This window comes from Akkermansiaceae bacterium (genome assembly GCA_017798145.1).
Classification (GTDB): domain Bacteria; phylum Verrucomicrobiota; class Verrucomicrobiia; order Verrucomicrobiales; family Akkermansiaceae; genus Luteolibacter.
The window spans coordinates 2,240,490-2,266,457 of sequence record CP059069.1 but is presented as its reverse complement, the minus strand read 5'-3'; the positions used below and the strand labels follow the sequence as shown (position 1 = coordinate 2,266,457).

At 57.4% G+C, this 25,968-nt stretch carries 25 protein-coding genes; 19 read left to right on the top strand and 6 right to left on the bottom strand.

The window, feature by feature from the left end; all coding sequences use genetic code 11:
- The first annotated feature begins 8 nt into the window (after nt 1-8).
- Together HZ994_09625 and HZ994_09620 are read left to right on the top strand one after the other, a co-directional pair.
- Nucleotides 9-287, top strand: a complete 279-nt coding sequence (locus HZ994_09625; GenBank protein QTN32579.1) for a hypothetical protein — start codon at nt 9-11, stop codon at nt 285-287.
- Nucleotides 288-344: 57 nt separating this feature from the next.
- Entirely contained in the window at nt 345-773 is a 429-nt protein-coding gene (locus HZ994_09620) for a hypothetical protein (GenBank protein ID QTN32578.1), read from the top strand.
- A gap of 16 nt (nt 774-789) precedes the next feature.
- Here HZ994_09620 and HZ994_09615 read toward each other — a convergent pair whose 3' ends face one another.
- Nucleotides 790-3,372 (bottom strand): fused MFS/spermidine synthase, encoded by a 2,583-nt coding sequence (locus tag HZ994_09615; GenBank protein QTN32577.1) that lies wholly within the window; start codon nt 3,370-3,372, stop codon nt 790-792.
- Nucleotides 3,373-3,491: 119 nt separating this feature from the next.
- On the opposite strand from HZ994_09615, the gene HZ994_09610 reads away from it, so the two are divergent.
- On the top strand, nt 3,492-4,232 hold the full coding sequence (locus HZ994_09610) for a sulfite exporter TauE/SafE family protein (protein ID QTN32576.1): 741 nt from the start codon (nt 3,492-3,494) through the stop codon (nt 4,230-4,232).
- On the opposite strand, the gene HZ994_09605 is transcribed toward HZ994_09610, so the two are convergent.
- Nucleotides 4,229-4,861 carry a M50 family metallopeptidase gene (locus HZ994_09605; GenBank protein QTN32575.1) on the bottom strand — a complete coding sequence of 211 codons (633 nt, stop codon included), beginning with the start codon at nt 4,859-4,861 and terminating at the stop codon, nt 4,229-4,231. The genes HZ994_09610 and HZ994_09605 overlap by 4 nt on opposite strands.
- 225 nt (nt 4,862-5,086) lie before the next feature.
- Here HZ994_09605 and ilvB point away from each other — a divergent pair, with 225 nt between their 5' ends.
- The 5 genes from ilvB to HZ994_09580 all read left to right on the top strand — a co-directional run bounded on the left by ilvB (nt 5,087) and on the right by HZ994_09580 (nt 12,124).
- Nucleotides 5,087-6,814, top strand: a complete 1,728-nt coding sequence (gene ilvB, locus HZ994_09600; protein QTN32574.1) for a biosynthetic-type acetolactate synthase large subunit — start codon at nt 5,087-5,089, stop codon at nt 6,812-6,814.
- Nucleotides 6,815-6,919: 105 nt separating this feature from the next.
- On the top strand, nt 6,920-7,450 hold the full coding sequence (gene ilvN / locus HZ994_09595; protein QTN32573.1) for an acetolactate synthase small subunit: 531 nt from the start codon (nt 6,920-6,922) through the stop codon (nt 7,448-7,450).
- A 401-nt stretch (nt 7,451-7,851) separates the two neighbouring features.
- The gene (locus tag HZ994_09590; protein ID QTN32572.1) at nt 7,852-8,604 is read left to right on the top strand and encodes an ABC transporter permease; all 753 of its coding nucleotides are present in this window, start codon (nt 7,852-7,854) and stop codon (nt 8,602-8,604) included.
- A 3-nt stretch (nt 8,605-8,607) separates the two neighbouring features.
- Nucleotides 8,608-10,158 carry a Gldg family protein gene (locus HZ994_09585; protein ID QTN32571.1) on the top strand — a complete coding sequence of 517 codons (1,551 nt, stop codon included), beginning with the start codon at nt 8,608-8,610 and terminating at the stop codon, nt 10,156-10,158.
- Between the two features lie 79 nt (nt 10,159-10,237).
- Complete coding sequence (locus HZ994_09580; protein ID QTN32570.1) at nt 10,238-12,124, top strand: DUF4340 domain-containing protein; 1,887 nt, start codon at nt 10,238-10,240, stop codon at nt 12,122-12,124.
- 801 nt (nt 12,125-12,925) lie between these two features.
- On the opposite strand, the gene HZ994_09575 is transcribed toward HZ994_09580, so the two are convergent.
- Nucleotides 12,926-13,873, bottom strand: a complete 948-nt coding sequence (locus HZ994_09575) for an integron integrase (protein ID QTN34361.1) — start codon at nt 13,871-13,873, stop codon at nt 12,926-12,928.
- A gap of 1,350 nt (nt 13,874-15,223) precedes the next feature.
- The gene (locus HZ994_09570) at nt 15,224-16,006 is read right to left on the bottom strand and encodes a hypothetical protein (protein ID QTN32569.1); all 783 of its coding nucleotides are present in this window, start codon (nt 16,004-16,006) and stop codon (nt 15,224-15,226) included.
- Between the two features lie 709 nt (nt 16,007-16,715).
- Here HZ994_09570 and HZ994_09565 point away from each other — a divergent pair.
- Nucleotides 16,716-17,123: a hypothetical protein gene (locus tag HZ994_09565; protein ID QTN32568.1), complete on the top strand. Its 408-nt coding sequence runs from the start codon at nt 16,716-16,718 to the stop codon at nt 17,121-17,123.
- Between the two features lies 1 nt (nt 17,124).
- The gene (locus HZ994_09560) at nt 17,125-17,706 is read left to right on the top strand and encodes a hypothetical protein (protein ID QTN32567.1); all 582 of its coding nucleotides are present in this window, start codon (nt 17,125-17,127) and stop codon (nt 17,704-17,706) included.
- A gap of 933 nt (nt 17,707-18,639) precedes the next feature.
- Here the strand turns inward: HZ994_09560 and HZ994_09555 are convergent.
- Nucleotides 18,640-18,813: a hypothetical protein gene (locus HZ994_09555; GenBank protein QTN32566.1), complete on the bottom strand. Its 174-nt coding sequence runs from the start codon at nt 18,811-18,813 to the stop codon at nt 18,640-18,642.
- Between the two features lie 220 nt (nt 18,814-19,033).
- Here HZ994_09555 and HZ994_09550 point away from each other — a divergent pair, with 220 nt between their 5' ends.
- From HZ994_09550 to HZ994_09530, 5 genes are all read left to right on the top strand, one after another.
- Complete coding sequence (locus HZ994_09550; GenBank protein ID QTN32565.1) at nt 19,034-19,372, top strand: hypothetical protein; 339 nt, start codon at nt 19,034-19,036, stop codon at nt 19,370-19,372.
- 119 nt (nt 19,373-19,491) lie between these two features.
- On the top strand, nt 19,492-19,971 hold the full coding sequence (locus HZ994_09545; GenBank protein QTN32564.1) for a hypothetical protein: 480 nt from the start codon (nt 19,492-19,494) through the stop codon (nt 19,969-19,971).
- Between the two features lie 324 nt (nt 19,972-20,295).
- Entirely contained in the window at nt 20,296-20,802 is a 507-nt protein-coding gene (locus HZ994_09540; protein ID QTN32563.1) for a hypothetical protein, read from the top strand.
- A gap of 104 nt (nt 20,803-20,906) precedes the next feature.
- Nucleotides 20,907-21,314 (top strand): hypothetical protein, encoded by a 408-nt coding sequence (locus tag HZ994_09535; GenBank protein ID QTN32562.1) that lies wholly within the window; start codon nt 20,907-20,909, stop codon nt 21,312-21,314.
- Between the two features lie 984 nt (nt 21,315-22,298).
- On the top strand, nt 22,299-22,604 hold the full coding sequence (locus HZ994_09530) for a hypothetical protein (protein ID QTN32561.1): 306 nt from the start codon (nt 22,299-22,301) through the stop codon (nt 22,602-22,604).
- 480 nt (nt 22,605-23,084) lie between these two features.
- Here the strand turns inward: HZ994_09530 and HZ994_09525 are convergent, their stop codons facing one another.
- A complete protein-coding gene (locus tag HZ994_09525; GenBank protein ID QTN32560.1) occupies nt 23,085-23,717 on the bottom strand; it encodes a hypothetical protein in 633 nt (210 codons plus the stop codon).
- A gap of 168 nt (nt 23,718-23,885) precedes the next feature.
- On the opposite strand from HZ994_09525, the gene HZ994_09520 reads away from it, so the two are divergent.
- The 4 genes from HZ994_09520 to HZ994_09505 all read left to right on the top strand — a co-directional run bounded on the left by HZ994_09520 (nt 23,886) and on the right by HZ994_09505 (nt 25,604).
- Nucleotides 23,886-24,281, top strand: coding sequence for a hypothetical protein (locus HZ994_09520; GenBank protein QTN32559.1), 396 nt, complete (start codon nt 23,886-23,888; stop codon nt 24,279-24,281).
- Nucleotides 24,282-24,320: 39 nt separating this feature from the next.
- A complete protein-coding gene (locus HZ994_09515) occupies nt 24,321-24,596 on the top strand; it encodes a hypothetical protein (GenBank protein ID QTN32558.1) in 276 nt (91 codons plus the stop codon).
- Between the two features lie 106 nt (nt 24,597-24,702).
- Nucleotides 24,703-24,981, top strand: a complete 279-nt coding sequence (locus HZ994_09510; protein ID QTN32557.1) for a hypothetical protein — start codon at nt 24,703-24,705, stop codon at nt 24,979-24,981.
- Nucleotides 24,982-25,079: 98 nt separating this feature from the next.
- Nucleotides 25,080-25,604, top strand: a complete 525-nt coding sequence (locus HZ994_09505) for a hypothetical protein (GenBank protein ID QTN32556.1) — start codon at nt 25,080-25,082, stop codon at nt 25,602-25,604.
- The last annotated feature ends 364 nt before the right edge of the window (nt 25,605-25,968 follow it).

Below are 25,968 nucleotides of genomic sequence, written 5' to 3'. Positions count from 1 at the left end.
TCCCCTACATGAAAACTCCGCAGAAATTCCAGCTTATCGATGGGATCTTCTCGCCCGCAGAAGCGCAGCAGGTGCTCGGCGTGATGGTGAAGGGCAAGATCGATTTCCACAGCCTTGAGAAGCACAGCGAAAACGAGCGCTCAGGCGGCGGCATGGAAAAATCCGGATCGCGCCTCGCCTACCTCCGCGATCTCGATGGCAGGCTCAAGGCCTTGGCCGATGAAGCGAGGGCTTCCGGAAAGCGGCTCAAGGTCACCGGTGAAATCCAGATCGAGTTCATCGACTGAGCCGGATCACCCATTTCCACCTTGACGGAGCCTTGGCTCTGGCCCATCAGGTATCGCATGAGAATCCTGCTCGCCGGCATTGCCGCCCTTCTGCTTGCCACCCCGCTTGCAAGCGCCCGCTTCAGCGAGCGAAAGCTGGAATCGTCCATGGCCTCCGCGAGCAAGTCCGGCAAGCTTGTCGCCTTCGTCTTCTACCAGGGATACGCCCTGCCGAATTGCCCGAAATGCATCAGCAGCACCAACGCGAACAACAAGGCGATCAAGTCCGCCATCCCACGTTCGGATGTTGTCGTCATCGAGGTGGAGCCGGGTGACAAGGATCTCGACAAATTGCCCGCTGCCGTCGGTGGCGCAAAGCGCGGCCCGGCGATCGTTGTGACCGATGCGATGTGCGAGAAAGTCGTCGCCAAGATCGATGGCGCGCCGGATCGCGAGAAGGCGAAGGAGTTCAAGGCCGCCGTCGAGGAAGCCCGCGGCGAAGGCTGAGCCGGGCTTTCGCCGTTCACTCCGACGGAACGCTCATCCCGGCGCTTTCGGCGAACGCATCCCATTCTTCCAGGGATTCCCCGATGCGCCCCATCATGCGCAGCACCATGGACCGGTGGAAGGACTGGCCGGCAGCCACAAGGCCGAGGCTTTCCGGCGGCTGGGACCGGAGCGCCGGATCCAAGGACGGCGGGCATTCCCTCAGTATCCTGCCTACGAGATCCGTGAACTTCGGCCCAAGCATCCAGATCACCTTGTCATGGGCGGCGATCTCACGGAAAAGCCGCGGGGTCTGGTATTCGATGATGGGTCTGTCGTCGGTGTTGACCGGATAGCCCTCGAAGAGCCGGCGGGCGGCGCTCAGGTTCCCGCAGTAAAAAAGCAGCATGCGGTCTGCGGACGGCTTGATGCGGTCCGGCGTCGCATTCTCCCAGCCCATCCCTTGCAGCTCCGCCCGGAGGCGTGCCCCGGGTATTTCCGGCGGGGCGGGGAGCGGGGTGGGCTTCCTCATGCCGATCAGGGCGGCCTTATCGTTGCCCGGCAGGAAATTGTTTCTCCACATGGTCACCTGCCCAAAGGCTTCAAGCATCGTGCGTGCAATCACCCCGAACTCATATTCGGTGAGCTGATACATGGGCAGCCACTGGACGAAGACCCCACCCTCCTCAAGCCGCTCGGCGGATGCCCGGTAGTGCTCCAGGCTGTAGAGGCTGCCCGCACCGCGCTGGTAGGGCAGGAACAGGTCGGCATGGATCATGTCATACCGCTCCCGGGTGGCCATCAGGTGATGGCGCCCGTCCTCGATGAGTATGGTGGAACGCGGATCGGTGAAAACCCCGCCGGTGTACTCCGCAGGCATGTGGCTGCGCGCCGCCTCGACCACGGCCGGGGTCAGCTCGCAGCTGACGATTTTCGCCACCTTGGGAAAACGCGGATCCAGCGCCGCCCCCGCCGACATTCCGGTGCCAAGCCCGATGTTGAGGATGGAGCGGACATCCGGGTGGATGAGCAGGGGGATGCGCAGCTGGTCGGCCTGCTCGGAATACGCCTGGGTGGATCCGAGCGCGTAGGCGCCGTTGACCTTGAGAGAAAGGTGGCCATTTGGCTTGCGCATCACCGAGACCGTGCTGTCGCTGCCCTCCCATGTTTCCACAACCGTGGCCGGGCCGCCCTGCGGGCTCTCTCCCTGTGCGGGCAGGCCGGAGGGATCCAGCACGGTGAAGAGCACGGCGAGGCCCAGCACGGCGCAGGCCCGGCAGGCGATGCCGAAGCGTTTCCATCCGAGGGGCAGGAGCATCGCGGCAAGCAGGTAACAGGCGGCGATGAGGCGCAGGCTGCTCCACATGCCGATGGCGGGCAGCAGGATGAAGCCGCCTGCGAGCGCTCCGGAGATCGCGCCGAGGGTGTTGGCCGCAAGCATGCGCCCGAGGACGGCACCGGGTGCACCCCGCATTTTTTCCGCCGCCTTCATGAGAAACGGGAAGAGCATGCCCAGCGCGACCGCCGCCAGGCCCACCCCGGAGAAGCCCATGCGGTAGATGCGGCGGATATGCAGGGACCAGGCCTCGATGGCATGGACGGGCTGGAGCTCGCCGGTGACCCGCATCAGGATGGTGGGGGTGAGCACGAGCAACAGACCGCCGCCCACCATGATGGCACCGGCCAGCTGCAGCGGCGGCCTGTCCAGCCTTGCAATCCCGGAGCTGATCCATGCCCCGACGGCCAGGCATACGATGACCACCGTCAGGATGATGGCGAAGGAATAGACCGAGTTCTCATGCACCTGGGCGAAGATCCGCGTCCAGATCACTTCGAGCGCAAGCACCGCGAACCCGGAAAAAAAGCACAGCCCCAGCAGCACGCAGTCCCGCAGCGTGGCGCGTGCTTTGCCGCCGCCCGCTTCCGCCGCAGCCTCCGGTGCCTCTGCGGACCGGCTTGCTCCCGAGAGCCTCCATGAAACGAGCGCCACGCCCAGCGAGAGCGCCACAGCCAGCGCATAGGTGATGCGGAAACCGAAGGAAGGGATGAGGATGAACGCCGCACCGGCAACACCCAGCGCCGCGCCGAGGGTGTTGGTGCCGTAGATGAGGGCCGCCGTTTTCCCGAAGGCCGCGCGCTCCCGGATCAATGCCTGGCCGATCGCGGGAATGGTTCCGCCCATGAAGAAGGCCGGCGGGAAGATCAAAGCCAGGGAAAGGCCGAACTTGAGCGCCATCATCCAGCCGCTGCCGCCCAGCGATGCGTAGGCCAGCGGATAAAGCGCGCGTAAGGCCGCGAGCACCAGAAAATAGGTGAGCGCACCCAAACCTATGCCGATCTCCAGCCAGGCATACAGCCGCAGAGGGTTGCCGGACGCGCCGACGCGTTTCCCGAACCACCAGCTGCCCGCGCCCAGCCCCGCGAAGAACGCTGCGAGGGTCACGGATGCCGCATGGGCGGTGTTCCCGAAAAGCAGGCCCAGCTGGTTCATCCACAGAACCTGGTAGACCAGCCCCGCGAAGCCCGAGGCGAACATCATCGCCAGGATGGTGGGCAGCGGCAGGCCTTTCCTGGCTTCCGCGCGTTCCCGCTCGAGCTGGTATTTGGAGCGACCTTTCATTGCCCCGGGTTCCTAACCACAGCCACAGGACCCCGCAACCGGAATCGCGGCAAAGCGCCCCAAGGCCGCCCACAAATGGGCTTCTCTCCCGTCACACTTGCGTCCACTCTGCCGCCCGGATGCTCGGGGACCCGGAAAAGCTTGCCATCGCACTTGTGGCTGCCGTCTGCATCGGCATCGCCAAGGCCGGGTTCAGCGGGATCTCCATGGTTTCCGTGGTGATCCTCGCGGAAATCTACGGCCCCAAGGCCTCGGTGGGGCTGGCCCTGCCCCTGCTCATCGCCGCCGACCTGATGGCCTACCCCGCCTTCCTGAAACACGGGTCGTGGAAGCCCGTCTGGAAACTCCTCCCCGCCACCCTCGCCGGCATCCTGATCGGCTGGTGGCTGCTCGGGGAAATCGATGACGGCGCGGCGCGGCGCGCCATCGGCGGCTGCGTCCTCTTCATGGTGGCCGTGCAGGCCTTGCGGAAACTGCGCCCCGTGTTCTTCGACAGGCTCGCGCAATCCCACGGTTTCGGAGTGGCGGCCGGCTCGCTGGGCGGCTTCTCCACCATGCTCGCCAACGCCGCTGGCCCGGTGATCCAGCTCTATTTCCTCGCCCGCCGCCTGCCCAAGATGGAAATGCTCGGCATAGGTGCCAGGTTTTTCCTGCTGGTCAACTTGATCAAAATCCCCCTCAACGCCAAGCTCGCACTCATCACCACGGACAGCCTTTTGGAAAACCTGAAACTCCTGCCGGGCGTCGTCATCGGCATCATCGCCGGGCGCTGGCTCATCGGGCGTGTGCCCCAGGCGGTATTCGAGTGGATGATCGTTATCTTCGCCTTCGTCGCCGCCCTGCGCCTGCTCTGGGCCTAGCGCCAGGAGGGCTGCTGGAGCTGCTTGTAGGATTGGTAGGCAAGGTAGCCAGCAAAGATCGCGCCCACATAATACCCGCCCAGCAGCGCGAACACCGCCGCCCCCGCGGCAGTGGCGGCGGACACCGTCAGGGTCGTGCGCATCCGTCGCGGGCCCAGCACGGACTCCAGCAGCCGGCCTCCGTCCAGCGGCAGGATGGGGAGCAGGTTCAGCAGCGCCCAGATCACGCTGATCCAGAAAAATATCGCCACAAAGGCGCTCAGATAGGGATTCGTGTTGCCGGAGGCGCGGAATGCCAGGATCACCGCAAGCCCCAGCGCGATCTGGATCGCGGGACCCGCTGCGGCGATCATGAAATCGCGTTTCCTGCTGTTCCTGCCACCTTCCCGAAATGCCAGCCCGCCCATCCCGTAGAGCAGGATGTGGACCCGGTTCCCGAAGTGCCTGGCCATCAGCGCGTGCCCCAGCTCATGGACAAGGATGGAGATGAATCCCGCCACCATGAAAATCAGCACCAGCACAAGCGCCTCCTTGCTGTCCGCACCCATCGCCCCTCCCAGCAGCGCCATCACCACCCAGAACCATGGCTCCACCCGCACCGGGACATTGAAAATCCTGAATTCAAACATACGGCTTTTTCCTATGCCGGATTGCAGGGCGGCGCAACCTCGATGGCAAAAAGCTCAAACGCATTTTCCCAAAGCCGGAGAACCGGAAATCCGATCTTTCATGGGCAATGGCGAATCTTTCAGAAAAATCCCACCCTAAAATCACAAGTTTGCCGCGAAATCGCCAATTTTCGATTGCTATCCGCGCAAATCCGGGGCAATCATTCGCATCTAACCCCATTTTTCATGGCCAAGCAACAAATCGACGGCGCACAGGCGCTAATCAAGACTCTCGATGACCTCGGGATCGAATTCATCTTCGGATACTCCGGAGGCGCTGCAATCCCGATCTTCGATGCGCTCGAGACGGTCAAGACCAAGATGAAATTCATCCTCGTCCGCCACGAGCAGGGAGCCGTCCACATGGCCGATGGCTATGCGCGCGCCACCGGCAAACCCGCCGCCGTCCTCGTCACCTCCGGCCCCGGCGCCGGGAACACCGTCACCGGCCTGATGACCGCGATGATGGACTCCGTGCCGATGATCGTGATCTGTGGCCAGACCGTGACCTGGATGCTCGGCAAGGACGCCTTCCAGGAAGCCGACATCTTCGGAATCACGATACCCGTAGTAAAACACAACTGGCTGGTGAAAGACACCAACGCCCTCCCGCGCATCGCCCGCGAGGCCTACCACATCGCCACCACAGGCCGCCCCGGACCGGTGCTCATCGACGTGCCAAAAGACATTTCCCAGGGGCCGTTCAGCGGCGAGATGAAGCCGAAGATCAACCTGCCCGGATACGATCCGAGCAAGGACTTCGACATCTGCAAGAAGGCTGTCAAGGAAGCCGCCGCACTCATCGCCAACGCCAAGCGCCCGGTGATCCTCGCAGGCCAGGGCTGCATGATCGCCCGCGCAGACAAGGAGCTCATGCACCTTGCCGAAACGCTGGATTGCCCGGTGACTTCCACCCTCCTCGGCAAGGGCGTTTTCCCCGAGAACCACCCGCTCTCGCTCGGCATGCTCGGCATGCACGGCACCGCCTACGCGAACAAGGCCATGATCGAGTGCGACCTGCTCATCAACATCGGCTCCCGTTTCGACGACCGCATCATCGGCCAGCCGGCAAAGTTCTGCAAGGACGCCAAGATCATCCACATCGACATCGACCCGGCGGAAGCCGGAAAAATGATCCAGCCCGACGTCATGATTGTTGGCGACGCCAAGGCTGCGGTCGCAGAGATCAACGAGAAGATCGCGCCGATGAAGCACCCCGAATGGAACGAGAAGCTCAACGGTTACAGGAAGAAGTTCCCGCTCGGCTACAAGAAGCAGGGCGGCCTGCGGATGCAGCAGGTCATCGACGAGCTCTACCACCTCACCAAGGGCGATGCCATCGTCTCCACCGACGTCGGCCAGCACCAGATGTGGGCCGCGCAGTTCTACAAGAACCACGAATCCTACCACTGGCTCTCCTCCGGCGGTGCAGGCACCATGGGATTCGGATTCCCCGCCGCCATCGGCGCACAGCTCGCTCACCCCAAGAAAACAGTCATTTCCATCTCCGGCGACGGCGGCTTCCAGATGACCCTGTTCGAACTCGCCACCGCCGCGATCCACAAGCTGCCGGTGAAAATCGTCGTGCTCAACAACCACTACCTCGGCATGGTCCGCCAATGGCAGGAGCTCTTCTACGAAGACCGCACCTCCGGCGTGGATCTCATCGGCAACCCGGATTTCTGCAAGCTCGCCGCCGCCTACGGCATCCCCTCCGTGTATATCAAGCGCCCGGCGGATGTCACCAAGCAGCTCGAAAAAGCCCTCGCCTACAACGACGGCCCCATCCTCATCCATGCGGAATGTGTGAAAACCGACAACGTCTTCCCGATGATCCCCGCAGGCGCCGCCCTCGAGGACATGATCACCGAAGCCCCCAAATCACGCATGGCCAAACCCGTCGGCTCCACGTGAACCGATTGAGCGGTAAGTAATCGGTGAGCAGTTCCCTGTTACCTACCTCCTTGCGAAGCAACACACTCCCACTGATCACTGTCCACTTCACACTTTTCACTTATAATGATCACCACCACCGATACCCCAGTCGCAGCGAGCCTTTCCGGCTCCGGCCATACGCTCTCCATCCTCGTCAACAACGAGCCGGGCGTCCTCATGCGCATCTGCCAGGTGTTCTCGCGCCGAGGCTTCAACATCGACTCCCTTGTCGTCTCCCAAGGCCGCAACCCGCAGTTTTCCCGCATGACCATCGGCATCTCCGGGGATTCCGCTGGGCTTGAGCAGATCATCAAGCAGGTCGGGAAACTCATCGATGTGATCCATTGCTCCGAGCACACGAGCAAGGACTCGGTGACCAAGGAAATGATCCTCATCAAGATCCTCTGCAGCGCGGATGAGCGCTCCGCCGCGCTACAGATCACCGAGCATTTCGGGGGGAAAACCGTCGATCTCACGCCCACTTCCATGGTCGTCATGATCACCGGAGACAGCCCCAAGGTGGATGCCGCCGTCGGCATGTTCTCACAATACGAGATCATCGAGACCGTGCGCACCGGCAAGGTCGTCATGGCCCGCGGCGAGCAGCCGACGTAAGCCGGCCAAGCGGTCGGGATGAAACATGGGCAACCCTGGGTCCCGGGGCGGATTCGGTTCCGGAGAAGCCAGCTTCCTTGTGAAGCTGGGATCACCCGCTGCGTTCCTCCGCCCTATCTCGCCGGGTTTATCGGAAGAGATAAGGCATTTCGAATGAATCCCCGGCCGGAATGCCGGGCCCGTCGGCCGCGCCCCCCATGCCCATGCAGGCAGGGCCGCCACCGTGGAGCGCCACCGCGAGGAAAATCATCTTGCCTGTCCGTGACCTACCGCAAGATTCCACGACCTGCGGGCGCGGAATCCCTCCGGAAACAAGCACCTCTCCCCAGCAGTTGACCCTTGGAAAATCCCCCGCAATTCTGGGTTGGACGTTCGCCCCTGAGCGTTCAAGCTTCCCACCCATGCGCGTCCTCCGTATCCTTGCCAGAAAGGAACTCAACACCTACTTCCTCAGCCCCTTCGGATGGGTCGTGCTCGCCTTCGTCGTGCTGATGCAGGGGCTTTCCCTTTCCTCCGCGATGAAAGGCTTCCGCGACACGCCGGTGAAGGATTCGCTGGTTTATGTCACCTTTCATACCCCTCTCTTCTGGTTCTACTTCCTATTCATTTTCCCACTCATCACCATGCGCCTCTTTGCGGATGAGGAACGTTCCGGCACCATGGAGACCCTCCTCACCGCCCCGGTGCGCACCTGGCAGGTCGTCCTCTCCAAATACCTCGCGGCCATGGTCTTCTACACCATCCTCTGGATCCCCGCCTGGTTCCAGTTCAAGGCGTTCTCCTGGTTGACGGAAATCCAGCCCGCCTACTCCGAGGGTGCGCTCTACGGCAGCTTCCTCATCCTGTTCCTCATGGGGGCGGCCTTCACCGCCATCGGCTGCCTTGCCTCCGCCCTCACATCCAGCCAGATCATCGCGGGCATCGTCACCATCACCATCCTCGTCATCCACTACTTCCTCGGCTTCGTCACCGTGATTTGGGGGGAGTCCTTTGCGGGTGCCGGCCTCTTCCATTACATTTCCTCGCAGCAGCACCTCCACTACTTCACCAACGGCCTCCTCGATACCCGCCCCGCCGTTTACTACCTCTCTCTAACCGCTTTCGTCCTCTTCCTCACCCACCAGGTTATCGACCTCCGCCGCTGGCGTCCCTAAGCCATGTCCCAGAACAAGAACCGCCAGTCCCGCCCGAACCGCATCGGCCTCGGTTTCCTCTCCGTATCCCAGATCGCCCTGCTCCTCTCCGCCGTGATCTTCGCGAACTACCTTTCCTCGCAAAACCACAGCCGCGCCGATCTCTCCCGCACCGCGGACTACACGCTCTCCTCCTCCACCGTGAATTACCTCAGGAGCAAGCCCGTCTCCTCCCGCGCCAACCCCGTCAAGCTGACCATGCTCTTCGGCCGCTCCTCCCCCTTCCACCAGCGTGTCCGCTCCCTCGCCGAGGAATACTCCCGCAACTCCGCCGGAAAAATCGAACTCGAGGTCATTGATCCACTCCGCTCCCCGGACAGGACTTCCCAGTTCACCGCCGCCTACAACCTCACCCTCGTCAGCGACCTCATCCTCATCGACGCCCGCCCCGACGAGTCCACGCCCATCGTCACGGAAGCCGCCACCGGCACCCCCGCGCTCAACCCCCACATCACGATCGCCCTCGCCGATGAGATGATCACATACGCCGTCGATGAGAAAGGCCAACGCCGCCCGGAAAACTTCCGCGCCGAGGATCTCCTCACGGCCCGCCTCGTCGAGGCCATCGAGGGCAAGCCCCGCACCATGCTTTTCCTTGCCGATAAATCCCGCATCGATGCGGAAGGCCAAAACTCCCCCTGGGACAACCTCGCCGCGACCCTCCGCTACCAGAACATCCGCCTCACCCCGGCGAACCTCGGCGGCCTCGCCGCCATCCCGGATGACGTGGATGGCATCGCGATCATCGCCCCGAAATACGACTTCAGCGACGCGGAAATCGCCACCCTGGAGGCCTATTGGAACAGCCCCCGCGCCGCCATCCTCGTCCTGCTCAGCCCCGGAGAGTGCCCGGACAAGCTCCGTATCTTCCTCCGCTCCAAGGGCATCACCCCGCGCCGCGACCGTATCATCACCATGCAGGACGGTCGCCTAAGCACCACCGCCCGCGGGAATTTCATCCAGGGCATCCCTTTCCTCAAGGATCTCTCCGGCCAGGCCGCTGTCTTCGAGGGGGCATCCTCTTCCCTCGATGTCCGCGAGAACGCAGAAGACCTTGCCGTACGGAAAATCTCTCCCATTCCCCTCATCCGCATCGCCAGCGGCTTCTGGGGCGAAACCGAATTCGGGGCAACCGCCGGCACCCCCCCCGCCGGCGAAAGTTTCGACCCCGTGACGGACACCCCCGCCCCCCTCGATCTCGCCGCAGCCGTCACCCGCGGCGCCGCCAACGACGACCGCTTCGCCGCAGACACGTCCCGCATGGCCGTCATCGCCAACACCGACTTCCTCGATCCCGACCGCCAGCGCGCCGAGAACATCGACTTCCTCTCCTCCGCCGCCAACTGGCTCGTCCACCGCGAGTCCCTCGCCGGCCTCTCGCCCCGCCCCATCGGCGTCTATCTCCTCCCGCTCCTCGATGCCCAGGTCTCATTCATCAACCGCCTCAACCTCATCTTCGCCCCCGCAGCCATGCTCATCATCGGTGGCATCATCTTTTCCGCCCGCCGCTCCTGACTTCCATTCAAGCCCCGCCACTCCACCACCGCTAAGCCCCTTCCCTGAAAGTCGAACCTTGAACGTTGATCGTTGAATTTTGCGCAGCCTCCTCCTCACCCTCTTCCTCGCCGTCGCCGCGCTCGTCCTCGGCGCCCTCTCCCTCTGGCAGCTCCGGGAAGGCAGCCTTGACAAGCTGCTCGGCACCCCGCCCGTCGCCCCAGGCGAGAGGATCTACCCCGATTTCCTTCCGGAAAAAGTCGCCCGCATCACCCTCTCCGCTGGGGACACCAAAGCCGTCTTCGTGAAAACCGGGCGTGGCTGGGAGGCCACCGCACCGTGGCGCGACCGCATGGATCCCCGCGCCGCCGTCTCCATCATCACCTTTGCCAACACCACCTCCGCCCGCGACCTCATCCCCCGCGACAAGCTCGACCCCGCGCTCGCCGGCTTCAGCAACGGCAGCACCGAAGTCGCGATGCTCGATGCCGCCGGCAACAGCCTCGCCAGCTTCCGCCTCGGCCGCCGCACCCCCCTGCTCGGCCTCAGTCCCGGCGATAAACCCCAGCCCATCCCCACCATCTACCTCCTCCCGCTCGAGCGCGGCAGGAAATCCCATGTCTATGCCGCCACCGGCGATATCCTACCACTCCTCAAGGACAACTTCTCATTCCTCCGCGACCACCGCCCCTTTTCCGTCAACCCCCTCCTCCTGGAAAAAATCCGTATCCTCACCTCACAGGGCGAGCTCACCCTTGGCCGTTCCAGCCCCTCCGCCCCATGGCGCATCACCAAGCCCCTCGATCTCCCCACCGACCCCGCAGCCGTCACATCCCTCCTCGAAGGCCTCTACCGCCTCCAGGCCTCCAAGCTCGGCGATCGCTCCGAAGTCACACTCCCCGTCGATGGCACCGCCCCCGCCAACAGCCGCATCGACATCACCCACTTTGGCGAGTCCTCCGAGACCACCCTCGAGATCCTGCCCCCGGAAAGCCCGGAAGCCCGCGAGACCCTCGCCACCGTGAGCGACAGGCCCGAGACCGTCTTCACCCTGCCCATGAAGCCGGAGCCGGATCTCATCTCCATCCCCGACCTGCCCCTCACCGTCAACGACCTCCGCGACCCCACACTCACCAACCTCAACATCGCCTCCGTACGCGCCATCGCCATCGAGACCGTCACCACCCCCACCATCCTCATCTCCCGCCAGCCACCCGCCCCATGGGCCGCCGCCATCGCCGGAAAACAGCAGCCCGCCAACGAGCAGCGCCTCTTCGACCTCTTCAAGGCCATCACCGAGACCCGCGCCCTCGCCTTTGAGACCGATGCCGCCCCGGAAGACCTATCCCCATGGGGGCTGGACAAGCCCATCCTCACCCTCACCTTCCTCGCCGATAACAACCAGACCCTCACCGTCTCCTTCGGCCTTGATAAGAAGGGCAACCTCTTTGCCAAGCGCACGGGCAGTCCCACCGTCATGCGTCTCGACAACTCCTTCCTGGAAAAAATCGCCGTCCGCCCCAACGACTGGCGCCACGCCCGCCTCTGGTCCGTCAGCTCCGTCGATGTCCGGGAAATCACCCGCTCCGAGCCTCCAGCCCCGCCCCTCCTGCTCACCTACGAATGGCAGTCCGAAAAATGGACGGCCACCCGCGATGGCAACGAGGCCACCGCCGCCCTCGATCCCTCCCGCGCCAACTTCCTCCTCGCCACCCTTGAGAACCTCCAGGTCTCACGCTGGCTTTCCCCCGCCGACGAAGCCGCCACCGCCGCCCTCGCAACACCCTCCCTCATCCTCGGCATTTCCCAGGTCACCCTGGACGACTTCGGCGATGAAATCAAAGGCGGCGGAAAAACCCAGACCCTCACGCTCGCCGCGGACCCAGCCTCCAACACCTTTTTCGGAAAAATCTCCGGCGACCCATCACCCTTCACCATCTCCCCGGAAGACTATCTCAAGCTCAGCATCCCTCTCATGGATCAGTGAAAATCCACCACGGATAAGAGGTGGAATCACAGACATTGACGCACCCCAGCCATGGGGCGGCCTCACCACTTCTATGAGTGTCGGCATTATTATGGGTAGCACGTCGGATTGGCCGACGATGGGGCACGCTGCCCGTGTTTGGGGCCTGCTTGGTGCCATCCAGAACCCCAGACAGAGAGTGGAAAACGTTGCCATTCGCTCCTGATCCCAAAAACACTCATTTTCAGAGTCTTATTGGCGTCCATTCGCGGTTTTAGGATAGATATCCCAATAGATTTTCCCCAATCGATAGGAACCACACAAACCATCGCGGACTTATTGCTGGCTGCGAAGCTCGAAACAAATCCAGGAACGAAATGACCACAATTTTTCCATTGCATCGCCCGGCTCGAAAGCGATGAATGGTATCCATCCATGAAAAAGCACGCAGAGGGTTTTCAGGGTTTCCCTGAAGCGACCAAGGGCGGCAGCGTTTCAAGCCGATGCCCTCCGCCGCGTAGCTGCGCCCGTCCCGGCGCAGGCCGTGGAAGCTGCGTCCCGCAGCGGAAGAAATGATTGATGAATGACGATTGTTGGTTTCTGAATGCTGATTTGGAAAACGACCAAAAATCAACATTCAGCAATCGTCATTTAAATCCCCGCCGCGTAGCTGCGCCCGTCCCGGCGCAGGCCGTGGAAGCTGCGTCCCGCAGCGGAAGAGATGATTGATGAGAGACGATTGTTAATTTCTGAATGCTGATTTGGAAAACGATCCAAAATCAAAAATCAACATTCAGCAATCGTCATTCAAACCCTCCCGCCTCAAAGATCATCCAACGGACTCCCGCTCTTCCGATCCGGATCATTCAGCACGTGCGTATAAATCATCGTCGTCTGCACACTCTCGTGACCCAGCAGCTCCTGCACCGTGCGGATGTCCCGCCCCATTTCCAGCAGATGCGTCGCGAAGCTGTGCCGCAGCACGTGGCACGTCACCCGCTTGTCAATTCGCGCCTCGTCTGAAAGCTTTTTCATTGAGCGCTGCACCCCGTTCTCATGCACATGGTGGCGCCGCACCCGGTTCGTCCTCGGATCCACCGAGAGCTTCGGTGAGGGGAAAAGCCAGAACCACACCCACTCCTTCCCCGCCCCCGGCGTCTTCCGGTCGAACGCCCCCGGCATGAACACCCCCTCCAGATCCTCCGCCCTGTCCTGCTCGTACATCAGCCTTATTTCCGCCAGATGCCCGCGCAAAGGCTCCACCAGCCGCCTCGCCAGCGGCACCCGCCTGTCCTTGTTCCCCTTGCCCTGCCGCACCATCACATACCCGTTGTCGAAATCCACATCCTTCACCCTAAGGCGCACGCACTCCATCACCCGCAGCCCCGAGGCATACATCACCTGCAGCATCAGCGCGTAAGTCTTTGCCAGCCCACCCCGGCGCGCCTCCCCGTCCGCCGCATCCAGCAAACGCAGCACCTCCGCCTTGCTCAGCACCACCGGCAGCTTCTGGCTTTCCCTCGCCTTGCGGAAATTCCGCAGATCCACCTGTTCGAAGCCCCGCACCCGCTTCAGGTAAAATGACATCGCGTTGAGCGCCTGCTTCTGCGTCCCCATCACCACCCCGCCTTTCACCGCCAGATCGCTCAAAAACTCCTCCGCCTCCGCCACCCCAGGCAGACCGCTCCCCCGCTTCCCGTGCAGCATCAGCCTCACCACCCATTGCAGGTAATTCTCCTCCGTCCGCAGCGCGTAATTCCCCTCCCGCATCACCCGCACCAGCCCCGCAAGGCTATCCACCTGTTCCCCGGAGAAACCCATCCCCGCCCAGGTGTCCCGCATCTTGTCCAGGCTCTCAGCCACCACCTCCCCGGGCACCTCGTAACGCTCCGCCCGATACTCCGACCTCAGCCCCTCCCAATCGACAAGCCGCGCCCATTCCTCCCCCAAAAGCACCTCATGAGCCAGCCGCACCGCCTCAGCCGTCTGGTAAACCACGAACGGCTCCACACCCGCCGTGTGACTTAATTTCCTCAAATAACCTTCAAGGAAATCCTTCTTCTCCACCCCCGCTGGCCGATGCCGCACCGCCGTCCCCCACCGCTCCAAGTGGCGGATGTAATACGGCCGCGCCTTCTCCGGAATCCTCTCCCCATCCAGCAGATCCCGGAATCGCCTGATGAAATCCTCCTTTTTGTCGCTTGCCATGCCCATACATCCTGATATTTTCATCCCGTCGGCAAACAAAAACTCCAACGCTCACACAAAAACAGGAAAATCCGGTTAATTCACACTGTGAACTTAACGGATTTTCTCCTCATCAATCTAATAAACTGTTCGCCAAAGAAATGACACGCGGAAGAAAGCTCTTGGTTGCTGCGATCATCATCCTGTCCGTCGGCTATTTTAGCCGTCCAGATCGGGGCGGAGTCGGACGCTGTTCGAGTGTTTTTGGCCTCTCAGAGCTGAAAAGCCTGAATCTTGAACACAAGCCGTTCTTCCGATGGGAGCTTTTCGAGTCTCCCAAGTTTCGGTTCAGAATCTCGCAGTCGGACTTCACCGAGCTTAGCCGAGTTCTATCTTCCAGTGGCTACTCAGAATGGGAGCGTGGTGGTGTCTCATTCGGGAGTGTGTCGCACGGATGGGAACCAACTGAAGATTTTATCTATTGCAGATCGAGGCACAATGGAGCGAATCGTTACTGGAGCTACAGCAAGAGCAAGAAGCTCGTTTTTGCGATCACTTCCGATGCCTAAACCGAAGACAAAAACCCGGCGAACAAGGCGGAGATGGCGACGCCGAGGAAGCCGTCTGATCAAATTGGGAGTTGACCCCGGCGCGCCATTCCTTTGACGTTCAGCCAAGAATGAATCCTTGGATCGCAGAGGGAAGATAATGCTCCGTGGCGGCGGATCGACGACGTTTCGGAAGTTCCAGACGTGGCGAATGAATTCCTGTAAGCGAAAGCCGTTCGTGATTCGATGGCTCGGCTTGCGTATTCCCACGAGTTCGGGAGTCCTGGGATCATGCGGAGACGAAAAGATGCTGAACAAGTCGGAGATGGCGACGGCGAGGAAGCCGTATGATGATATTGGAAGTTGACTCCGCCGCCGCCATTCCTTAAACGTTCGACGAAGAAAATGGAAGACCACCCACCACCTCCTGTTCAGCAAGGCGATTGGATTGAGCGGAAGGTTGCACTTCCTGAGTGGCCGTGGGCACTTGTTCGCCATGTTTACGCACCGGAGTTAATTGAAGTCTCATATTGTTCATCGGATGGCGTGGATAAGAATGATTGGAAGTGGAGCAACGGCACTTGGGGCATTCTTGCGGACTATGGTATTCCAGTTTCAGATCGTCACGGACTGCATCGGCAAAGGCTTTTAGATGGCCCACCGGCTGATCTTCCGGCAATAGGTTTTGCAGACATCCGCCCGCCATCAGGAGCAGTCGTTTGGCGCGCCAAAGGAACGGAGGGTCTTCATTGAGAGCTTCCCATGCACCTCCTAGATTATTTCCTAGTTTCAACAGATTTCTTGTTATCCATGACTCCCCCGAATCAAAAGAAGTCGAACAAGTCGGAGATGGCGACGCCGAGGAAGCCGTCTGATCAATTTTGGGCGCGTCCCCCGGCGCCGCCATTCCTATGACGTTGTGCAAGAATCTCTCGCGCAAAGTTTTCCCGAACGTGCGGAGGTGCCAGTCTCCCATCGTCTCATCCCAATTCTTCGCTGTAAGAGCGAAGAGCGGGAGCATTGCGAAGAGTGTGGCGATCATTATCACTACCTCTCCGATGTCGCGGAACGCACTGGAAATCGGAGAAAGAAGCACAACAAGTCTGAGATGGCGACCCCGAGGAAGCTGTCTGATCTTCGGGCTGGTTTGGGTGGCAGATTCTTTCATGGTTTTCGGAGCGTTGGGGTTCGGGTCGCCATTCATCGGGCGTTCTCCAAATAATGATCCAAGATCATGCACGCTCATGAGAAATTCTAAACAACCCGTAAGTTCGGACTTTCGCTCTGAAAACAAAGGACGCGCTAATCGCCGCTTCGGACCTGCATGGATTGCTGCGATTCTTGCGCTCGCTGGGCTTCTTGGCATATTTTCTGGAGACATCCCATCCATTCGAACTTTCACAATGCCAAGATTCGGTTGGATTGGGCTAACTCTTTGTTTTTTTCCTCTGCTAACTCTCCTGCCCTATCTTTGGGCACCGAAGAGGTCTACTTTGATGGACTCGGCGCATATGACATGTGTGCTCGCAGTAATCAATGGAGCCCTGTTGGTATGGAACAGGGACTGTTTCGGTTGTCTCCAAGGAGTTCACTGACAGGTTGCATTCATCTTGGTTATGGTCGGTGCTGCCGCTTCTCCTCTTGGCTGCGTATTTATACTGGTTTGCTGCACACGCTTTTCCAATTGCTTTAGACAAACGGGAACAAGATTCGACCTCTAGAAAATAACCCGGAGAACAAGTCGGAGATGGCGACGCCGAGGAAGCCTTCTGATCAATTTTGAGCTTCACCCCGGCGCCGCCATTCCTCTAACGTTCTGCAAGAAAATCATAATAAGAAAGATGATAGTGAGGAGCGTGATAGTTTTCATGGGGCTCGTGGCCTTAATCGTCATCTGCTGTGTCGTTATTTTTGCAGGCGATAAAAACCATTACGAAGAACTCGATTTGCTTGCCGCTCAAGTTGACGCCGACCCATCAGAACAGCACATGAGAGATCTTCTGAACTATCCAGCGGACGGTGCTTATTCGTATTACAAGATGGCTCTCACAGGGGTCGCCTTGACCAAGAATCCCGATACCTTGCGCCGAATCTATCTGGAGCCACACACAGCCACCGAGCGGGAAGCTATCGAGCTGCTCGGATCAATGGAAGCAAGGGTTTTTGAATACTATCCAAGTCTAAAGCCGTCGCATTTCGAGGAGCGCTTGAGTGAGCAATCCTGGCTAATTAAGAAGAAGCAGAACAAGTCGGAGATGGCGACGCCGAGGAAGCCGTCCGATTAAATTGGGAGTTTACACCGGCGCCGCCATTCCTATAACGTTCGACAAGGAAATCATGCAAGCCACTCAGCACATTAGTCGGCAGCAGCTTGCCGAGATTGTCGATGCGATATACGGCCAGGGCGAGGTGATCGTTAAGGAGGCGAGTTCGGACTATGATTCGCCACCAAGGCATTTTCCTGACGCAGATTCATTACAGGCGGATCTGGATCGATCAAGCAGCCGAGGCTTTCATTTCTATTCGATATACTACCCAGAGGCGGGCGGACGCGTTTATGACCGGCGGATTGATTTGATACCAGAGAAGTGCGAGGGGCATACTCACCGCTTCAAGCAAGAAGGTTGGGGACTGATCCGACTTCAATGTAGATCACGTGAGGCATCCAACATAGAATGCAACATTGCCGTGAATTCGGAGGTGAGAGCATCCAACTGGAGCGAGACATATCCTGATATGGGTGATCCAGCTGAGTGGGATTGGAAGCTCATCAAGTCTAAGGCTGGCAGATTAGTCAGGCTCCTGCGTAAGCTCGGAAAACAACAAGTCGAACAAGCCGGAGGAGCCGACGCCGAGGAAGCCGTCTGATCATTTCGAGCCTCCTTCCCGGCGCGGCTCTCCTATGACGTTCAGCCAAGAATGAATCCTTGGATCGCAGAGGGAAGATAATGCTCCGTGGCGGCGGATCGACGAGGTTTCGGAAGTTCCAGACGTGGCGAATGAATTCCTGTAAGCGAAAGCCGTTCGTGATTCGATGGCTCGGCTTGCGTATTCCCACGAGTTCGGGAGTCCTGGGATCATGCGGAGACGAAAAGATGCTGAACAAGTCGGAGATGGCGACGGCGAGGAAGCCGTATGATGATATTGGAAGTTGACTCCGCCGCCGCCATTCCTTAAACGTTCGCATCAAAAAGATTCGGCTTTCCCGTGAGTTCGATCATCGGGCGGCGGAAAGTTTAGCTCTCACAACGGAGCCGAGCTTCGCGGCAACGATTTGCCCACATCACGGCGCGTTCCATGTTTTCGCACGCGATAGCTTCTTGAGCGCGTTCCAGTGCGGCAGATTCCTCTTTGTGCCAATGCTTCATCCCGGTTTCAAGCTCGCGCATTTTGCGGAGGTTCTCCCCGAAAAGAGTGCGAACAAGCCGGAGGACGTGACGCCGAACCCGCCGTCTGATTAAATTTAGAGTCTTCATCGGCGCTCGTCTCCTTCAGCGTTCAGCCAAGAAAGAATCCTTGGATCGCAGAGGAAAGATAATGCTCCGTGGCGGCGGATCGACGAGGTTTCGGAAGTTCCAGACGTGACGAATGAATTCCTTTAGGCGAAAGCCGTTTATGATTCGATGGCTCGGCTTGCGTGTTCCCACGAGTTCGGGAGCGCCGGGATCATGCGGAGAAGAAAAGGTGCTGAACAAGCCGGAGATGGCGACGCCGAGGAAGCCGTCTGATCATTTTGGGAGTTGACCCCGGCGCCGCCATTCCTTAGACGTTCGGCAAAGAAACAAAATGAGTTTCACTATCTCACATATAGAGGAAGATCGCCAATCGTTCGCTCCTTACCGCTATCGCATCAATCGTAACGGCAAGGAATTCGCGATTTTTGCGCACAATTATCGTGGCGAGTGTGAAGAGATCATACTGACGGACACCGGACAGGGTTATCGATCCACCGTTTGGCATGAGTTCCAGCTTCATAGCAGGTGGCGGGCGTGAATCTCTCGGATTGACGCCCTCGGCAGAGCAATACCTCGAATCCCTAAGCAATGAAAACAACAAGCCGAACAAGGCGGAGATGGCGACGCCGAGGAAGCCGTCTGATCATTTTGGAAGTTGACCCCGGCGCCGCCATTCCTTAGACGTTAGGCAAGAGAATTTAAGATACGAACAACAACGCGAATCGAGGAACACACCACAGATGTCCATACCAGAGATACCCGAAGACATGATTGAGAAGGCTTTTCCTGGGGGATTCACAATACGCGACGAAGCGAATGCTCTTGCTTCGTATGCATTTCGCAATGGATACATCGAACAGCTTCATGCAGGCAAGCCGTCAGAACTTCTTGAGGATGATTCATACAGCCGAATCACCGACTCCGAGATGAAGACTTTAATGATCGAAGCGTCTGAGAAGCTCGCTAACCTACTCCAAGTGAGGGAATCCGATCCAGAGAAGTATGCAACGATGATTAGGGGCTACGGTATCATGAATTGCAGCCAGTGGGATCGAGGCAAAATCAATGAAGAAGCCTAACAAGGCGGAGATGGCGACGCCGAGGAAGCCGTCTGATTAAATTCGGGCTTTTCACCGGCGCCGCCATTCCTTAGACGTTCGCCACAGAAATAATGCTACGACACGCGCTACTACTTGGCATGATTGCCACGACTGGTTGTTCCGATCCTAAGGCATCGACACAATCAACAGCGGATCACAACCCATCGCTTGAGAAGTGGTCACAGGCATTTTATCGAGATTCAGCCACGCGCAAAGAGAACCTGCGATGCGAGACCGAGAGCTTTCTTTTCTCGATCGGAACCGATGGAGATTGGACTGCACTATTCTTCAAGGACAAGAGGACTCATCCGAATAGTGGGGTATCATCGTCAGCCTACTTTGTTAGAGACGGAAGGAAGATTATTCCGACTGTAGGAGATGCCGGAGATGGAAGGACGCCTGGCTTGAAGCTTTTAAAAACGTTGCAGGTGTTTGATGGCTTGCTATTCGAATATCAGGTCGGCGAACGTCCAACGGAAGAAGTCGTCTTTTCCTATCGCAACGGTAAATGGTTGAAGCCAGAAAACAACAAGGCGAACAAGACGGAGATGGCGACGCCGAGGAAGCCGTCTGATTAATTTTGTGCGTGCAAAGCTTTAGCGCCGCCATTCCTATAACGTTCAGCTAATAAAAATCCCTGGATCGCAGAGGAAAGATAATGCTCCGTGGCGGCGGATCGACGAGGTTTCGGAAGTTCCAGACGTGGCGAATGAATTCCTGTAAGCGAAAGCCGATCGTAATTCGATTGCTCGGGTTGCGTAGTTCCACGAGTTCGGGAGTCCTGGGATCATGCGGAGGCGAAAAGATGCTGAACAAGGCGGAGATGGCGACGGCGAGGAAGCCGTCTGATGATATTGGAAGTTGACCCCGCCGCCGCCATTCCTTAGACGTTCTCCAAAGAAATGTTTGGCCTCATCCCTACGAAAATTGAGCTGCCATTCAACACCTCTGTTGAGAGGCTGACAGAGGCATTACAAACTCAGCAAGCCGGGATGCGCGTCCATATCGATGGGAACCGCTTCATCCTAGTTTATGAGCCCAATTCGGCAGAGCCAGTGAGTGTGCTAGAAGGATGGCTGACGCAAGGCACGCAAGGGTGCTCCGTTTCTGGCACAATACGATGGACTCACCCCATCCAGATCTTATTGTTGATTGCGCTGGGATTTTTGGTGGCATTTTGCTTCGGTATTCCGGTACTCATGATCAGTTCCTATCTGTCGGGCAGCATGTCTTCGGCGATCGGCTACCCTCTTGCGATTCCGCTTATTTGGGCAGTTGTAACCTCGATCCCATTCTACTTCCTTCTAAGGACGATATTCCGGTCGCGCCTACCAGAGATCGAGAGCCGTCTCTCAAGAATAATACAAGGAGAACAAGGCGGAGATGGCGACGCCGGGGAAGCTGTCTGATCAATTTTGAGCTTTGCCCCGGCGCCGCCATTCCTATAACGTTCTGCAAGAAAATCATAATAAGAAAGATGATAGTGAGGAGCGTGATAGTTTTCATGGGGCTCGTGGCCTTAATCGTCATCTGCTGTGTCGTTATTTTTGCAGGCGATAAAAACCATTACGAAGAACTCGATTTGCTTGCCGCTCAAGTTGACGCCGACCCATCAGAACAGCACATGAGAGATCTTCTGAACTATCCAGCGGACGGTGCTTATTCGTATTACAAGATGGCTCTCACAGGGGTCGCCTTGACCAAGAATCCCGATACCTTGCGCCGAATCTATCTGGAGCCACACACAGCCACCGAGCGGGAAGCTATCGAGCTGCTCGGATCAATGGAAGCAAGGGTTTTTGAATACTATCCAAGTCTAAAGCCGTCGCATTTCGAGGAGCGCTTGAGTGAGCAATCCTGGCTAATTAAGAAGAAGCAGAACAAGTCGGAGATGGCGACGCCGAGGAAGCCGTCCGATTAAATTGGGAGTTTACACCGGCGCCGCCATTCCTATAACGTTCGGTAAGAAAAAGACGATGCAACGTAAGCAGCGACATACACTGATCTACGTCGTCACCACACTTGCATTTCTCGTAGTCGCTTGCTTCACATTCACACAGGAATTGAGCATCCAGATTTTCCTCACCTGGTTCGCAAGCTATTTCGCATTCGTTATCCTCTATTGGCTGATCTGTCGGCTCAACGTGCCTAAGCAGCTTCGGGAGAGACCTGAACGCCCGCAGGAGTTCGATAGAGTCCGTCTTGGTTCACCCACTCCCGAGGCGATCAAATTGATCGGATCGTCGGAACTTACCAAGAGCAAGATATTCAGCGGGATCGAACATGTACTATACCGCGCAGAACGGGAATATCCGAATGGCAAATGGATATGCGAGATCGAGATTGCAGGGGATCAGATCTTAGCGCTAGATTTCGCATATGAGTCAATCGAGTCACCTGTCTTAGATCTCAGTGAACGGATCGGAGATGGACGCTTCCTAGTTTGCCTTACCGGACTTTAGAAGTAGCCATTGCCGAGGCACCAACAAAACCAAAAAGAAACCGAACAAGGCGGAGATGGCGACGCCGAGGAAGCCGTCTGATCATTTTGGAAGTTGACCCCGGCGCCGCCATTCCTTAGACGTTCAGCCAAGAATGAATCCTTGGATCGCAGAGGGAAGATAATGCTCCGTGGCGGCGGATCGACGAGGTTTCGGAAGTTCCAGACGTGGCGAATGAATTCCTGTAAGCGAAAGCCGTTCGTGATTCGATGGCTCGGCTTGCGTATTCCCACGAGTTCGGGAGTCCTGGGATCATGCGGAGACGAAAAGATGCTGAACAAGTCGGAGATGGCGACGGCGAGGAAGCCGTATGATGATATTGGAAGTTGACTCCGCCGCCGCCATTCCTTAAACGTTAGCCAGATAATATGAAGACCTGTGTCGGAACCTTCTAGTTCAATACCATGACCGTCCTAAGATACACAATCAAAGCGCTACTCGGTGCATTGTTCTTGGGCTTTATTTATCCCCTCTGGTGGGCTCATAGATTTTCGTTTAGTGCAGCTCGCCAGATTGCAGGAGATCCGGAGTTTTTGGGTCACTCGATGCCTTACGAGAAGCTTTCTACGGACTTAGCTACCGTTGGATATGTCTGGATGGGATTCAGCATGGTCTGGTTATTCTGGCACGTTACTAGAACAACCAAAAAGAAGGCTAACAAGCCGGAGATGGCGACGCCGAGGAAGCCGTCTGATCATTTTGGAAGTTGACCCCGGCGCCGCCATTCCTTAGACGTTATGCAAGAAAATGAAAAAAGATACCTGACATTGAGTCACGCATCACGCTTGCGAACGGAATCATTACCTACACATCTAGCTTGTATCCCAGCTGGAACATGCGAATCGAAGAGCTGCAATTACTCGGCGAGTCGACGAATCAGAACTAGCTCGTTTGCAGATGACTATTTTCTTTGCTTTGCTACAGACAGTTTAGGGTGGCGAGAAGTGTCCTTTTACTCGGATGGCGGAGAGGAGTTCCTGAACGAACTCGCAAAGGTTCTGGGTGTCGAGCTGACCCTTGGACTTGCGCATTCCACTGATTTTGCCAGTCGTATTCTCTGGCCAGAAGTATTAAGAGGAGATCCGATGTTTACCTTCACTGACACTCCTCCAAAGACCCTTATCGGGCGTATATTCGGATCTTTTCGCAACACTCAGACATTCTCAAATCAAGCACTCTCCTTACTTGAATCAAAGAAGCATAACAAGTTGGATATGGCGACGCCGAGGAAGCCGTCTGATTGATTTTGTGCGTGCAAGGCGGCGCGCCATTCCTCTATCGTTCTCCAAAGAAATTTTCTTAACCCCACACCACACCAAAAACGATGTCATCATGTGATTTAGAGCCTGGATCGGACGTTTGCGAACCCGCAAAGTATCTCCTTCAGATACGTGACGAGAAGGAACCACGGTATGTTCTGCTGCACTTTCCTTCGAGCACTCCATTTCCTCGGTATCAGGCTGGGGATGTGTTTTCGACACTTGCTTGGCCGCTGAACCAGCAGGGGCATCAGGCGATTGTGAACCGGGTTGTGCATTCCTGCACGAGTTTGGGTGATACCGTCTATTATGAGCAGCATGTCTATTGCGACTTTCATCTTCCGGCAGAGCGGACACAGGCAAGCCCTCAGCCTTGAGTATTCGGTATAGATGTAGATCCACGTTTAGATCCACCATGAGAATGTTCGGCCTCCATTCGTCTCTCGTTTTCTTCCATTCGTGGATGATACGTTCAGCGAGTTTGTCCGTATCTTCGACCGTATCGACACCCGATATGGGGAGACGGAATAGGTTGATTGGCGGTTTATCTTTGATGTTTTCCATGTTTTCAGCGGGCTTGCATTCCGAACTCACAACTCAGCGGCATGTGACGCCGAAGAGAATCAAGAAGGAGAACAAGGCGGAGGAGGTGACGCCGTTGAAGCTTTCTGATCAAGTTCGGTGCCGCTATCCGGCGACACCTCTCCTATGACGTTCGCCAAAGAAACCACCATGAACAAAGACGAGATGCATGAGATACTACACATGCGCTTGGCAGTTTTCCGCTCATGGTCGTATTCTTCGCTTGCCGAGCGTGTCGAGACAGACAATCGAAATGGCGACTGCCTCGAACATATCGATGGCGTTGGTTCCGATGGCACACAATACCAAATCGAATTCAACGCATTCTGGGACGACAAGCCAGATGGCGACATCCGAGTGCTCGGGGCATTATCTGCCGAACCTCAAAGACGTCTGTTGGGGTTCCTACCGATTTTTATGCCCCATCTATCCGAAGCCTTTATTATGAGACCGGACGGAAGTTTCGCGGACGAAGATTCCAATAACAAGGCGAACAAGTCGGAGATGGCGACGCCGGGGAAGCCGTCTGATCAAATTGGAAGTTGACCCCGGCGCGCCATTCCTATGACGTTAGGCTACAAATAAATGAAACAGCTAAGGATCACAGCCTCGGTTACGCAAACGCTGAATCTCGAAGGTCGCGCGTTGATCGAGAGATGCCCAGATAAAGAATTTTCCTACTTAGACTGTGTGAAGATCGGTGATGACTATTTTCTGCCTAGCATCGAGTGGACAAAGTATGTTCCAGCGGAAGCGGGGTCAGGTGATGATTCTGGCGGTTTTGAGCCGGTAAAGAGTTCCGACTGGGAAGAGTTTCATCATTCAATCGTCGATGAGCGAGTGCAAATCAAGAAAGCCTAACAAGTCGGAGATGGCGACGCCGAGGAAGCCGTCTGATCATTTTGGAAGTTGACCCCGGCGCCGCCATTCCTTAGACGTTCGGCAATGAATCCTAAGCACGAATAATATGACCAGTGCAATAAACTATCTTGCTAAGCAAAGTCCGATAAAGTTCGAGCGGTTTGAATCTCGGCTGAATGGATTTTTTACAGCCGGTCGCGACAGCAGGATGATAGCCTATGCGCAATCAGATGCGGAAGAATGGATGAACAATAATTCCTGCATCGAAGTAATTTCCATCGATACGACCTGCACTCGAATGCTGGCCTGTGTTACCATTTGGTATCGCGAATCACAAGCAGATGCCGAACAAGGCGGAGATGGCGACGGCGAGGAAGCCGTCTGATGATATTGGAAGTTGACCCCGCCGCCGCCATTCCTTAGACGTTATCCAAAGAATGTTTCCTTCGAGAGACGCCATTATTGAACACTCAGGCGGGGGGCGTGGCGATCTCCACTTTTGCCAAGCGTCCCTGGATAGAGATCATCGCGTTTGTGTCGTGGGTGATTCCTTGGGCTGGGTTTGGATTATTTGGGCTGCTCGGCGTATTTGGCCAGATCTCACCAGAGACGATGAGTGTCGGCGTCAGGGTGTTCCTGTCGCTCTGGCTTCTACTTTGGTTCATCGGAGGAGCGTTTTTCGTCAGAACAGGATTTCTCCGCGCATTCTCTCGCCTCGAAGTTCTTGCGGACTCGACCGGTATTTCACTCCATCGGAAGTTTCCATTGGGATCGATCTCTCGGCGCTACCCTTGGGACAGGATTGAATACGTTACGGAATACCTGCAAGATGGTCGATCATATGGTGGCGTTGTGCTGCAAACTGATAAGCGACTGATTACCATTGATGAGAGGTTGCCGAACCGGGTTGCAGCTTTGATGGCTGATGCATTAGGTGCCGCCTTTCCCACCAAAACAACAAAGGATAACAAGGCGGAGATGGCGACGCCGAGGAAGCCGTCTGATTAAATTGGGAGTTTACACCGGCGCCGCCATTCCTTAGACGTTCTCCAAAGAAATGTTTGGCCTCATCCCTACGAAAAATTGAGCTGCCATTCAACACCTCTGTTGAGAGGCTGACAGAGGCATTACAAACTCAGCAAGCCGGGATGCGCGTCCATATCGATGGGAACCGCTTCATCCTAGTTTATGAGCCCAATTCGGCAGAGCCAGTGAGTGTGCTAGAAGGATGGCTGACGCAAGGCACGCAAGGGTGCTCCGTTTCTGGCACAATACGATGGACTCACCCCATCCAGATCTTATTGTTGATTGCGCTGGGATTTTTTGGTGGCATTTTGCTTCGGTATTCCGGTACTCATGATCAGTTCCTATC